This is a genomic window from Scytonema sp. UIC 10036, from assembly GCF_009725235.1.
The window spans coordinates 39,974-51,897 of record NZ_WJFC01000086.1; the positions used below are offsets into that span (position 1 = coordinate 39,974).

Sequence of the window (11,924 nt, forward strand, 5' to 3'; positions counted from 1 at the left end):
AATCGTGCAATTAGCTATTAGCTATTAGCTATTAGCTATTAGCTACACACCCGGTGTTGGATCTTTATCTACTTTAGGTACAAAGTCCGGACGCTCTTTGCTTTCCCAACCAACAGGACGCTTGGAGTTATACCAAGCGATTGAACCAATTGTTACAGCAGCAATAAAGCCAATTACGTAGACTGCTGTAAAAGCCCAAGGAAATTGATATGGGTCTTTTGCTTCTGCTGCTGCTTGAGCTGCTGTTTCTAATAAAAAGTACATGGGTAGACCCTCCTTATGTAGGCAACACTACTTATTACTACCTTATATGAAGAGAGTATCATTAACGTCTATTCTGTAGAACTCATCCAAAGTCGTACATTCAGGTGTGGGGAGTCGGGAATCGGGAGTAGGGGACAAGAAAGCTTAATTTACCCTGACTTCCTTGTCCCCCTTGTCCCCCTTGTCCTCCTTGTCCCCCTTGTCCCCCTTGTCCTCCTTATCTCCTAAGGCGCTGTCTCCGAAGCAGGAGGCGTTGTCGGTCTGAGTCTTTCTCTCCAAGAAGGAGAAGGTTTTGGTGCAGACTCAGAGGAATTACCCGTGCTGGGTGAGCGACGGCGAATTCTTGAAGGTAAATCATAAACACCTCCCCTATATCGCCTTTGTGAACCTGACTCCCTAGATTCCGATTGTTCTATACGGTAGCGACGGCGGTTGCGCCTTCTTGATGTACTTGTTTCCTCATTTTGTTGATAGTAACGCCTACTGCGTCTTGAGGTGTATTCTTGTGGTTGCTGCTGCTCTTCTTGAGAATAACGTCTCCTATATCTGCGTCTTCTATAGGTACGCTCTTGAGAGCTATCATTTGAAGTAGTTTCTCGATCGCGCCTGTAAGACCTGCGAGAATCATCCTCATCATTATTGTATACAGGTGCGGAACGAATCACTATTCGTCTCGGCTTCATAGCCTGTGCCTTAATTGTGCCTTTTCGACCTGCTAACTTGGGTATTTCAGGAAACTTCGCAACAGGTATTTTACTGACTACCTGTTCCATAAATTCATGCCAGGTATAAGCAGCGCTTCCACTACTACCCCAGGTAGGTTTGTTATCGTCATTACCCAACCAAACACCTGTTACAACTTGGGGGATGTAACCAATAAACCACAAATCGCGAGCTTCATCTGTGGTACCGGTCTTGCCTGCAACAGGTCTACCTATTTGGGCGGCTCTACCAGTACCGTATTCTACAACATTACGCAGCATCCATGTCATAATTGCTGCACTATCAGCATCCAAAGCACGTTCTGGTTTAAAGTTTGGAGACCAAATGACTTTTCCTTTACGGTCAATGATGCGGGTAATACCGTGGGGTTCTACGTGCAAACCTTGAGTAGCAAAAGTACCATAAGCACTTGTCAATTCTAAAAGATTCACTTCTGAAGATCCAAGTGCCAAGGAATACATTGGCTTGAGTTCCGATTTTATCCCCATTTTGTGAGCTATTCTGATGGTTGGCTCAAATCCCACTTTCATCATGACTCTCACCGCAATAATATTAATTGATTTGGTGAGAGCATCTTTCATGCTCATCCAACCTCGATAACCCTCATCGTAGTTTTTTGGTTCGTAACCATCTATTATTAAAGGCGAATCTAAGTAACCATCGGTAGGATTAAAGCCCGCAGCGATGGCAGTAGCATAAACGAAGCTTTTAAATGTAGAACCGGGCTGGCGTTGTGCTTGAGTGACGCGGTTAAACTGGTTTTTATTAAAGTCTTTTCCCCCAACCATTGCTTTAATTTGACCATTGCGGGGGTCAATGGCAACTAAGGCAGCTTGTTTAAAGTTTTCCCAACGTCCTTGGTTTCTCAAGGTTTTTGCCACAGCTTCTTCCGCTGCTTTCTGCCATTGTAAGTCTAAGCTGGTTTCTACTGTTAAGCCACCTGCTTTAAGAACGTCAGGGGAAACGTATTTGGGAATCTCTTTTTGTACATAGCTGATAAAGTAGGGAGATTCTACTTCCCATCGTCTGGGGGCGCTTGCTTTTAAGTTGATTGGTTCTGCGGTGGCTGCTTGAAGTTCTGCTGCTGTAATAAATCCTTCTTCTTGCATCCTTTGCAACACTATATTCCGCCGCTGTTGTGCTGCTCGACGATTGACTATCGGCGAAAAGTTATTTGGTGCGGGAGGCAATGCAGCAATGGTTGCCATCTCCCCCAGGGTTAGTTTGCTTACTGGTTTGCTATAGTACACCCAGGCTGCATCAGCTACACCGTATGCTCCAGAACCCAAATAAACCAAATTCAGGTATCGCTCTAAAATAGCGTCTTTTGTCAATTCTTCTTCCATGTTTTGAGCAAGGCGTGCTTCTTTCAGCTTGCGCCAAACTGTACGTTCTTGTTTGAGGAAAAGGATTCTAGCAAGTTGTTGCGTGATAGTACTACCACCTTCTACCACGTTTTGCGATCGCAGGTTGTTTAATATAGCTCTTGCTATTCCCTGAAAATCGACACCATTATGCTGGGTAAACCGTCTATCTTCTGAAGCTATGAAAGCTTTTTGCAGCTTATCCGGTATTTCCTCCAGCTTTAACTGTTCTCTGGTTGCTTCTCCTTGTTGTTGTAGAATTGTGCCGTTAGCAGCTTTGATGGTGAGTGTCTGTTCTCTGACAACCGCGTTTAGTTCGGCTTTGTCAGGTAGAGAACGGTCTATTGCCGATATACCATAACTAGCAGCAATAATTCCACCGCTTAGACCTAAGCCAGCCCAAAACCAATAGCGACGATAAATAGGTTTATGACCTCCGGGTAATTTGGCAATTATCCCATTCAGTGATTTCCTCAGATTTGCCAAGGGGCTTTGTGATGTTTTTTCCTGAGTAGATTCCGTGTTTTCGTCCTGATGATTTGGCTGCGGTGACTGTTTCTCTCTATCAGATTCACTCGACTTTATTTGTCGGTCTTTGAACCAGGAGGTAAACTTTACCACGTTAATCCCTCGCTTCAAGCAGTTGCAATGCGATCGCCATGAAAAACTGTGTCTGATTTGTGAGCCACAACCGTGTTAGTATAACATCCACCAAATAATTAACTGTATCCCTATAGAACAAAGTTTATCGATAATTTTTACTTATTATTTTGCAATTGGCAAGTATGACCAGTAGTGCGATCGCGTTAGGTAGCAATCTAGGAGATACTCTGGCAATTTTAGAAGCCGCCATAGAAGTCCTAGCCCAGACACCGGGCATTGTTTTACAGGCAAAGTCCAGTTGGTACAGAACCAAAGCTGTAGGACCGCCACAACCAGATTACATCAACGGCACTGCTATCCTGAAAGTAGAGATGGTGCCAGAACAACTGCTCGAAACTTTACTAAACATTGAAAATCAATTTGGACGAGTGCGACGGGAACGATGGGAACCCCGCACGTTAGATTTGGATTTGTTGTTATACGATCGCTTAATTTTACAAACTCCAAAACTTCAAGTTCCCCATCCTCGAATGCAGCAACGAGCATTTGTGTTAGTTCCACTAGCTGAAATTGCTTCAGATTGGGTAGAACCAATTTCCGGACGCAGGATTAAAGAGCTTGTTAAAGATGTAGACTGTACAGAAGTGCAACTATTGGTGGGCAATTAATTTTACAACCATCAGCGCAGAAAACGCTCTTTTCACATCCACCGAAAGTACTAGTCTGTGTGATTTTTAACCATAAAACAGAGTATGCCATTAGGTAGAGAATTACCCCAACTGTTAAAGCAACGCTTGTTCTATAAGGGACGCAAGTTTGATTTTGAAGTCAATCGCTTGCGTTTACCCAACAACTCTGAAGGAGAATGGGAGTGCATCCGTCACCCCGGAGGTGCTTTAGTGATACCTGTAACTTCAGAAGGGAAACTTTTACTTGTACGTCAGTATCGTTTTGCAGCACAAGGAAGGATCTTTGAGTTTCCTGCGGGAACTTTAGAATACGGTGAAGATCCCCTAGTAACCATTCAGCGTGAAATCCAGGAAGAAACTGGTTTTCGCGCTCACAAGTGGCAAAAATTAGGTGAGTTTTTTCTAGCTCCTGGTTATTCCAGCGAAATTATTTATGCTTTCCTCGCACAAGATTTGGAAAAGCTAGACGAACCGCCACCACAAGATGCAGACGAAGATATGGAAACTGTTTTCTTTACTCCTCAAGAGTTGGAGAAAGCGATTCTTGAAGGCGAACAGGTAGACGCTAAATCAATTACTAGCTTTTTTCTCGCCCGTCCTTTCTTAAATCAGTAATTAGCAGAAGGCAGAGGTGGAAATAAGCAGATTCAGGTAATAAGTAATACCTTCGTTCCGCCTCACCTCTGCCTTCTTGAATAATTAACTGAGAACTGAACTAAGCTAAATATAATACATTGGATTTAACAAATGACTTGCCTGTTGTTTCTCGTACAAATCTTTTAGAGTATAACTTCCAAAAACTGTCAATGCAGCTTTTGTAGCTTCATGCCAAACTTCTTTAAGAATCATATTTTCCATAGTTAGTGACTCCCCTGGTTCCCCATATTCTTGAGTCGCTGCACCTTCGAGACACGTAAGTACTTCCAACACTGTTATTTCTTCAGGAGGTTTGCTGAGTTGGTAGCCCCCTTTGACTCCTCGCTGGCTGCAAACTAAACCGGATCGCCGCAAGCTCATCAATAGCTGTCCTAAATACCGATCTGGTATTTGCTGACAAACGGCTATTTGTTCTATTTGTAAGAATTTTTCTTGCTTGTAGTATCGAGTTAGTTCTAGCAATGCTAGTAGGGTATATTTTACTTTCGAGGATATTTCCATCATCTAACAAGTCAACTAAAGGATGAAGTACAAAGTATTAAGGAATAAAGTAGACTTTCATCTATGTTGGGTATGAGTTTCACAGATTGTTTGCCGTAACAGGCAGTTATAAAATTTGTTTGACTTTTAATTACGGCAATCTTACCAATATACCGTATTCTTATAAAAAAGGAAAATACCTATCTCAATACTGCAAGGGCTCTCGGAAATTGTAGGTTGGGTTGAGCGTCAGCGAAACCCAACAAATGCTGATAAATGTTGGGTTTCGTTCCTCAACCCAACCTACGTGTTTTCGTATTTTTAGGCTTAAGCGACAAGTATTGATACCTATCTATATCTAGAGAAAAAAGCAACAGTCTAATTTGTTACAAATACTTTACATTTGCTAGCAACTATGAAAAAAAGTAAAGCGTTTAACAATGCAGGTAAACTGACAGCACTTCTATTCCTAATCACTTTGTTCCTGACTCCCTTTGCGATAGTCAATGCTGGAGAACGAGGTGTATTGATGGAATTTGGTAAAGTGCAAGACAGAGTTCTTGGAGAAGGCATTCATGTCATTGTACCAGTCATAAACACAGTTAAAAGATTGAGCGTGCGAGTTCAGAAACAAAACATTTCTGCTGAGGCTTCAACGAAGAATTTACAGAATATCTCCGCAGACGTTACTCTAAACTGGCATATTATCCCAGAAAAAGCCAATACTGTTTTCCAGAAAATTGGAGATGAAAAAAATATTGTCGAGCGGATTATCAATCCAGCGCTCGAGGAAGTCCTCAAGGCAATTGTTGCAAAATATACGGCTGAAGAAATTATTATCAAGCGGGAAGAAATGAAAGCAGGAGTAGACGAGACGTTAACAAATCGATTAGCTAACTATCACATTGCAGTAGACGACATTTCTCTGATTCACATTCACTTCTCTCAAAAGTTTAATGAAGCTGTAGAATCAAAGCAAGTTGCTGCACAAGAAGCCAGACGTGCAGAGTTTATAGCCTTGAAAGCATCGAAAGAAGCAGAAGCAAAAGTGAATTTAGCAAAAGGTGAAGCGGAAGCACACAGAATAATCCGTGAAAATTTGACACCAGAAATTCTGGAAAAGCAAGCACTAGAAAAATGGGATGGCAAGCTTCCAGTAGTTGTAGGTCAAGGTGAGCAAAAATTATTAAATTTAACAGATTTTTTGAAATTGTATTAGCTAATGGCTAATGGCTAATTGCTAATGGCTAATGGCTAATAGATAACTAGCAGTTAGCAATTAGCTATTAGCAGTTAGCAATTAGCTATTTGAAAACAAATTCGGAGTCTCAAGAATTTTTAAATGGATTAATGTTAAAATAACGACTGTAAAAATAGTAGATGTTACTACACCTGTAAATAACTCTTTTCTGAGATTGCGTTCTGTTGGTTGGTTTTGAAACACATCCAAAGCGCCTCTTTGCATCAGAAGAATTCCAACAACGTTAGAAAGCCAATAACCTGCTATTGAGCAAGGTATAAGTAGTTTTGGCGAGAATAAACTGCAAAGATAGCCAAAACCGTAAGCAATTGGCAGATTGAAAATTAGGTCATTCCACCAACATAAAGGCGACAGTAAATATCCAAGGGCAAAAAACAATCCCCCTCTTATTTTTTTGAAAATTCCTTGTTTCAAACCTAGCGGAGCATCTGACTGCAATTGCTCAAGGGCTGCCTGCGCTGCTAGGTTTGACTCCTGAGGCATTTTTGGGGCTTGTTGCATAATGTAAATTGCATAAAATCTATTATTTTACCGTAGTATAACAAAAGATAAATCAAAAGTCTAGTGGTCAGCAGTGCTTGATCCCCGACTTCTTTGAGGATACTGTTGGCGAATGGGGGGTCAGACCCCCTATTGTGGAATCAGAATCTAGAATCAGAATGGGAGCAACTGCTATAAAGTGCGGGCGTGCCCTCTTGACAAAAACATCTTTTATCTGGCCGACGCTTCGGGTGGTATGGGGGATGTGCGCTCAACCCCATGCGGTAAACAGGCGATCGGACATCACCCAACCCGGTAAACAGGCGATCGGACATCACCCAACCCGGTAAACAGGCGATCGGACATCACCCAATCCGGTCAACGGGCGATGCCCTTTGAAAAAGGCAGCCCACAAAGGGTGGGCAGCTGTGGAAACTACATTGGTCAAGAAATATGGGGTTCTGGACTTTGATGAGAGAATCAGGGGTTTTGACGAACATTCGTGTCCTTTGAAAAGTCAGAATGAAAAGATGACAACAGAAGTCAGTGGTGAGGTCTGAGTATGGTACTGCATCCAAAAAATCAATGGGAGATACCACAACAAACAGTGCAAGTAGCACGTGCATCGTTCCCCAAGGGTAATATGTATATGCATATGTATGATGAGCTCGGAAGTATCTACTCTGATAAAGAGTTTCAAGAGCTATTTCCGGCGGTGTGTGGTCAATCAGCAATATCACCAGGAAAGTTAGCCTTGGTGACGGTGATGCAATTTACAGAGGGATTAACAGATCGTCAAGCCGCAGATGCAGTCAGAAGTCGGATAGATTGGAAATATGTGTTAGGGTTAGAGTTAACAGATTCGGGATTTGATTATAGCGTTTTGAGCGAGTTTCGCAGCCGATTATGTGAGCATGGATTATCGAACAAACTGTTGGATTTAATGTTGGTGAGATTTCAAGAAAAAAAACTCATCAAGCAGCGTGGTAAGCAACGAACAGACTCAACTCAAGTGTTAGCAACAATACGTCAAGTTAATAGGTTAGAGTTGGTGGGAGAAGCATTGAGAGCCGCGCTCAACGAAATTGCGACGGTAGAGCCAGAATGGTTAACTCTGATTATTAGTGAGAGATGGTTTGAGCATTATAGCTGGAGATTTGATAATTATCGCTTACCAAAAAGTCAAAGTGAGCGGGAGGAGTTAGCGCTAAAAATAGGATTTGATGGGCATTATTTACTGCAAAAAATTTGGTTTGGCTCAAGCGAAAAAAGAGAATTGCAGCAACTCGAAAGTGTAGAAATCTTAAGACAGATATGGATTCAGCAGTATACATTTAATGCCAGTGGATTAGTCTGGCGAAATCCTGACAAAATAGGATTGCCACCGAATTCGATTTGTATAGAATCCCCCTATGATATAGAAGCACGTAATAGTAGCAAGCGAGATATCAATTGGACAGGATATAAAGTTCATTTCACAGAAACTTGTGATGAGGAGACCCCAAATTTCATCACTAATGTAGTGACTACAACTGCCACCACTCCGGATGGGGAAGTCACTTCGGTAGTTCATGCACAACTGGCTGCCTGCATATTTGCTCCCACAAGAGCATTATGTGGACGCGGCTTATGTGGATGCTTACCAATTAGTAGAAAGCCATGAAAATTATCAAATTTCTGTTGTTGGTCCTGTGGCTGTGAATACGTCGTGGCAAGCCAAATTAAACACGGGTTTTGATGTGAGTGCCTTTATCATTGATTGGGACAAACAAGTTGTTCAATGTCCAATGGGTTCAAGCAGTAGCATTTGGCGTCCAACTCGTGATTGCAATCACAATCCCTTAATTGAAGTTGTCTTTGACCGTAAGACTTGTGAGAAATGCACAATGAGAAGTGATTGTACCAATGCTAAAACTGCGCCGCGAAAAATTAAGTTGCGACCACGTGCGGAATTTGATGCACGTTGCGGAGCGTCGCCAACAACAACAAACTCCAGAGTTTCAGCGCCGCTACGCTCGTCGCGCTGGTGTTGAGGGTACGATCTCTCAAGGCATTGTTCGATTTGATTTGCGTCGGACTCGATATTATGGAAGTGTGAAAACACATCTACAACATATCGCCACTGCTTGTGCAATTAATTTAGCTCGTTTTTTTGCTTGGTCAATTCGTCCAACTAAAGCTTTGACTCGCAAAGGTTCATTTGCGGCCCTGCGTGCTGAACAGGCTTAATTTATAACTGACCAGAAATTCCATCAGCACCAAAAAATAGCTGATTACACAAATCAAACTCTTGAAAAAATCACGCCAAACCCAATTTTTTCTCATTTAATTCAGCAATGAAAACATTCAGACATTCATACCTGTTTGATCTAATTTCAATTACCTAGAGCGCCGGTCGAGTAGAAGGTATTGACAAAAACGCAATTATATGTTTAAAGACAAAACGTCTATTTCTAGCTCAATTTTTAAGTCTGGTGAAGGGCGATCGCATTAAAATTCAGTGCCTAAAAGTTCGGTTTACACAACACGCATATGTCGCACTTTACGTCAAGTACTTGTACTTGACCGGCGCTCTAGTTGGTAATGCCGACGTTTTCTGGGCTGCCCAATGAAAAGTAATACCCGTGAAAGAATTTTGTGACATCCCTCAAACCCTCTCAATGAGAGAATTTTGGGCGTTTTTACTCCAAAGTCGGCGCTCCGACTACCGCCGTGAGGCGCGGTGCCGATCGCCTGTTTACCGCATGGGGTGATGTTCGATCGCCTGTTTACCGCATGGGGTGATGTCCGATCGCCTGTTTACCGGGTTGGGTTGAGCGCACATCCCCATACCACCCGAAGCGTCAGCCAGATAAAAGATGTTTTTGTCAAGAGGGTACGCCCGCACTTTATAGCAGTTGCTCCCATTCTGATTCTAGATTCTGATTCCACAATAGGGGGTCTGACCCCCCATTCGCCAACAGTATCCTTTGAGGATACAGAGTTGCGAATGAAAGTCATCACCCCTCAACTCGTTCCCAGGCTCCGCCTAGAAATGCCTTGTTAAGAGGCTCCGCCTCCTGAATAACGAGGCAGAGCCTCGCGATCTGCATTCCCAGGTAGAACCACCGGAACGAGGTAGGGGAGCTAACGATCTGGGGAATCTAACTGCCTGAATTTCTTACTTTATGCGTAAGCTCTTAAGTAAAAATCACAGTTATAATTGAACATAAGATAATTGTTGAAAATTATGAGTGCTTTACCTTTAACTAATATTTTGTTAATTTTAGGAATAGTCTTCCTAACGATTTCTGTTATAGGACAATCGCGATTGGGGTTTCTGGAAATTAACCCAGGTTTTTTTGGAAGATTTCTAGCTTTAATTATTGGGTTGTTTAGTTTGGGTTCTGCTGCTGCATTGGGCTTATTTCCATCTGAAATTATTGATGTGGTGAGAACTTCTGTGTCAGAATTTATTCAACAAAATCTGGGTTTGATAAATCAGTTGATTTCGTAAACGTCTTTTTTTGAAAAAAGCTTTGTAATATTTCTTTCTAAAACAAATATTACATATAGGATTCCTATTTGATTTTTTAACTATACGTAGGTAGGGCTATGCCCCACATAGGACTTTTGTGTGGCATAGCCCTACCTACTGTACTACTGTACTTAGAATTTTTCAGAAATCATTTAGGATTTCTATATAGCAATCGTAAATCATTTATAAACAATTTTAAGTACTATAGGTAGGGCTGTGCCGTACATATAGGGCTTTTGGTGGGCATTGCCCACAAGCGCCCTGTGAAGGTGGGTAAAAACTTCAAGAAAATAATGGCTCTCTCACCTCTTTCCTCTGCTTACTCTGCGTACTCTGCGGTTCAAAAGTCATTTATTTAACTGCCGAGACGCAGAGTACGCACCAGAGGGAATATGAAGCTAAAAAGCACCTAAAAAGCTGCATATCAAAGCAGTGAGGACAATAGAGGTGATGAGAAAGTAAGTATATTCTCGATTTCGTAGAAATACGAATAGAGAAATTACAACACGTAATATGGGAGTTGCAACTAGTAGTAATAATCCAAGTTGAATAATTCCACGATAACTACCTGCTCGAATAACATCTATGACACCTATGGGAGAACGAAACTCAAATGATTCTTCTTTAAAAATGTGATATTGGGCTGGTTCAGCACCATGGCGAATTAAGTAGAGTAAGCCGCCTGTGAAAATGACAGCACTCGCAATGAGTACGCCATATTTTAATAAGTTGCTGAGTAAAGGTACAAGTTGTAAGTCGCTTAATGTCTTCGTACCGTATTTGCTACCATCAAGGTCAGAGATATGAGAAACTTGTGTGGCAGCATTAGTTTCCTCCTGGGTTAAGTTGCGATCGCCAAATTGCTGTGACTGAAGTTGACTTGATTCACTTTTTAAAAGTGTAGGTGAATCCCGCCAAAAACCAAAAATTGTTTTTTCCATATTATGCTGCCCCTGTGATTAAGCTATTAAATACCATTTTGCAAGCCATAAGAACCAGCACAAGACTGAACACAATTCTTAAAGTCTGAGTTTTAACCCCTATAAGAACTCGCGCCCCCAAAAAAGCACCTGGTAATACCCCCAACATGACTGGCATTGACAGTGCGGGATCTATGTAACCTCGTGCTAGGTAAACCCCTGTAGATGCTGCTGCTGTCACCCCAATCATAAAATTGCTTGTAGTTGTAGAAACTTTAAACGGGACACGCATGATTTGATCCATTGCTAGTACCTTAAAAGCGCCCGAACCAATGCCCAATAAACCAGAAATCACACCAGCAACAAGCATCACGCTAAATCCCACAGGAACGGAGTGAACTTGATAAGACACCACTCCTTCAGGTGCGGGATAACTGCCGTTAAGCTGTAAATAATTTCCCAAAGGATCGGGTGAGGTGCTCTCCGGATTGTCAAGTTTAGGTTGTTGAGAAAGGTAAGCGGAATAAAGTAAAACAACAGCCAGCACAATAGTCAAAGCTTTCACAGAAATAAACGTAGCAATCAATGCTCCAATTAAAGCCCCAATAGTTGTTGCGACTTCTAAAAACATTCCCAACCGCAAATTTGTGTAGCCTTTCTTAATATATGTAGACGCAGCACCTAAGGAGGTGGCAATGACAGAGACTAAAGAAGCTCCAACTGCATATCTAATGTCAACTCCAAAAACCGAAGCCAATAATGGAACAATAACAACGCCTCCTCCCAAACCAGTTAATGCCCCTAGAAACCCTGCTGTAAACGATCCTATCCAAACTAATAATGAAAATTCTAAAATAGTCAATTTTATTCCTCAAATTTAAACTGGTTAGTGGTTAGTGGTTAGTGGTTAGTGGTTAGTGGTTGGTGGTTAGTGGTTAGTGGTTTGTGGTTAGTGGTTAGTGGTTT

14 protein-coding genes and 1 pseudogene are annotated in these 11,924 nt (G+C 41.9%); 9 read left to right on the forward strand and 6 right to left on the reverse strand.

The window, feature by feature from the left end; translation table 11 throughout:
• Nucleotides 1–42: 42 nt before the first annotated feature.
• The gene (locus F7734_RS32480; RefSeq protein ID WP_038075364.1) at nt 43–264 is read right to left on the reverse strand and encodes a hypothetical protein; all 222 of its coding nucleotides are present in this window, start codon (nt 262–264) and stop codon (nt 43–45) included.
• Nucleotides 265–488: 224 nt separating this feature from the next.
• On the reverse strand, nt 489–2,972 hold the full coding sequence (locus tag F7734_RS32485) for a penicillin-binding protein 1A (RefSeq protein ID WP_166482292.1): 2,484 nt from the start codon (nt 2,970–2,972) through the stop codon (nt 489–491).
• A gap of 164 nt (nt 2,973–3,136) precedes the next feature.
• Here F7734_RS32485 and folK point away from each other — a divergent pair, with 164 nt between their 5' ends.
• Nucleotides 3,137–3,622 (forward strand): 2-amino-4-hydroxy-6-hydroxymethyldihydropteridine diphosphokinase, encoded by a 486-nt coding sequence (folK, locus tag F7734_RS32490; RefSeq protein ID WP_155748683.1) that lies wholly within the window; start codon nt 3,137–3,139, stop codon nt 3,620–3,622.
• Between the two features lie 84 nt (nt 3,623–3,706).
• Nucleotides 3,707–4,258, forward strand: coding sequence for an NUDIX hydrolase (locus F7734_RS32495; protein ID WP_155748672.1), 552 nt, complete (start codon nt 3,707–3,709; stop codon nt 4,256–4,258).
• A gap of 105 nt (nt 4,259–4,363) precedes the next feature.
• On the opposite strand, the gene F7734_RS32500 is transcribed toward F7734_RS32495, so the two are convergent.
• Nucleotides 4,364–4,804 carry an Rrf2 family transcriptional regulator gene (locus tag F7734_RS32500; protein WP_243147209.1) on the reverse strand — a complete coding sequence of 147 codons (441 nt, stop codon included), beginning with the start codon at nt 4,802–4,804 and terminating at the stop codon, nt 4,364–4,366.
• A 391-nt stretch (nt 4,805–5,195) separates the two neighbouring features.
• On the opposite strand from F7734_RS32500, the gene F7734_RS32505 reads away from it, so the two are divergent.
• Complete coding sequence (locus tag F7734_RS32505) at nt 5,196–5,999, forward strand: prohibitin family protein (protein WP_155748673.1); 804 nt, start codon at nt 5,196–5,198, stop codon at nt 5,997–5,999.
• An 81-nt stretch (nt 6,000–6,080) separates the two neighbouring features.
• Here F7734_RS32505 and F7734_RS32510 read toward each other — a convergent pair whose 3' ends face one another.
• On the reverse strand, nt 6,081–6,542 hold the full coding sequence (locus tag F7734_RS32510) for a hypothetical protein (RefSeq protein ID WP_155748674.1): 462 nt from the start codon (nt 6,540–6,542) through the stop codon (nt 6,081–6,083).
• Nucleotides 6,543–6,736: 194 nt separating this feature from the next.
• Between F7734_RS32510 and F7734_RS65565 the strand changes: the two genes are divergently transcribed.
• The 6 genes and pseudogenes from F7734_RS65565 (at nt 6,737) to F7734_RS32525 (ending at nt 10,017) form a co-directional block, all read left to right on the forward strand.
• A complete protein-coding gene (locus F7734_RS65565) occupies nt 6,737–6,871 on the forward strand; it encodes a hypothetical protein (RefSeq protein ID WP_279239788.1) in 135 nt (44 codons plus the stop codon).
• A 212-nt stretch (nt 6,872–7,083) separates the two neighbouring features.
• Nucleotides 7,084–8,184, forward strand: a complete 1,101-nt coding sequence (locus F7734_RS32515; protein ID WP_243147210.1) for a transposase — start codon at nt 7,084–7,086, stop codon at nt 8,182–8,184.
• A gap of 124 nt (nt 8,185–8,308) precedes the next feature.
• Nucleotides 8,309–8,410, forward strand: a pseudogene (locus tag F7734_RS66340) (hypothetical protein); the annotation flags it as partial.
• A gap of 4 nt (nt 8,411–8,414) precedes the next feature.
• A complete protein-coding gene (locus F7734_RS65575) occupies nt 8,415–8,750 on the forward strand; it encodes a transposase (protein ID WP_347566325.1) in 336 nt (111 codons plus the stop codon).
• A gap of 493 nt (nt 8,751–9,243) precedes the next feature.
• Complete coding sequence (locus F7734_RS32520; protein ID WP_155748675.1) at nt 9,244–9,567, forward strand: hypothetical protein; 324 nt, start codon at nt 9,244–9,246, stop codon at nt 9,565–9,567.
• Nucleotides 9,568–9,750: 183 nt separating this feature from the next.
• Nucleotides 9,751–10,017, forward strand: coding sequence for a hypothetical protein (locus F7734_RS32525; RefSeq protein ID WP_155748676.1), 267 nt, complete (start codon nt 9,751–9,753; stop codon nt 10,015–10,017).
• Between the two features lie 419 nt (nt 10,018–10,436).
• Here the strand turns inward: F7734_RS32525 and F7734_RS32530 are convergent, their stop codons facing one another.
• Entirely contained in the window at nt 10,437–10,979 is a 543-nt protein-coding gene (locus F7734_RS32530; protein ID WP_155748677.1) for a DUF1634 domain-containing protein, read from the reverse strand.
• Nucleotide 10,980: 1 nt separating this feature from the next.
• Nucleotides 10,981–11,820, reverse strand: a complete 840-nt coding sequence (locus F7734_RS32535) for a sulfite exporter TauE/SafE family protein (RefSeq protein ID WP_155748678.1) — start codon at nt 11,818–11,820, stop codon at nt 10,981–10,983.
• Between the last annotated feature and the right edge of the window lie 104 nt (nt 11,821–11,924).

Coding starts and splice junctions, on each gene's coding strand:
- F7734_RS32515 (WP_243147210.1), top strand. CDS start 7,084: ATGGTACTGCATCCAAAAAATCAATGGGAGATACCACAACAAACAGTG.
- F7734_RS32505 (WP_155748673.1), top strand. CDS start 5,196: ATGAAAAAAAGTAAAGCGTTTAACAATGCAGGTAAACTGACAGCACTT.
- F7734_RS32480 (WP_038075364.1), bottom strand. CDS start 264: ATGTACTTTTTATTAGAAACAGCAGCTCAAGCAGCAGCAGAAGCAAAA.
- F7734_RS32495 (WP_155748672.1), top strand. CDS start 3,707: ATGCCATTAGGTAGAGAATTACCCCAACTGTTAAAGCAACGCTTGTTC.
- folK (WP_155748683.1), top strand. CDS start 3,137: ATGACCAGTAGTGCGATCGCGTTAGGTAGCAATCTAGGAGATACTCTG.
- F7734_RS32510 (WP_155748674.1), bottom strand. CDS start 6,542: ATGCAACAAGCCCCAAAAATGCCTCAGGAGTCAAACCTAGCAGCGCAG.
- F7734_RS32500 (WP_243147209.1), bottom strand. CDS start 4,804: ATGATGGAAATATCCTCGAAAGTAAAATATACCCTACTAGCATTGCTA.
- F7734_RS32525 (WP_155748676.1), top strand. CDS start 9,751: ATGAGTGCTTTACCTTTAACTAATATTTTGTTAATTTTAGGAATAGTC.
- F7734_RS32530 (WP_155748677.1), bottom strand. CDS start 10,979: ATGGAAAAAACAATTTTTGGTTTTTGGCGGGATTCACCTACACTTTTA.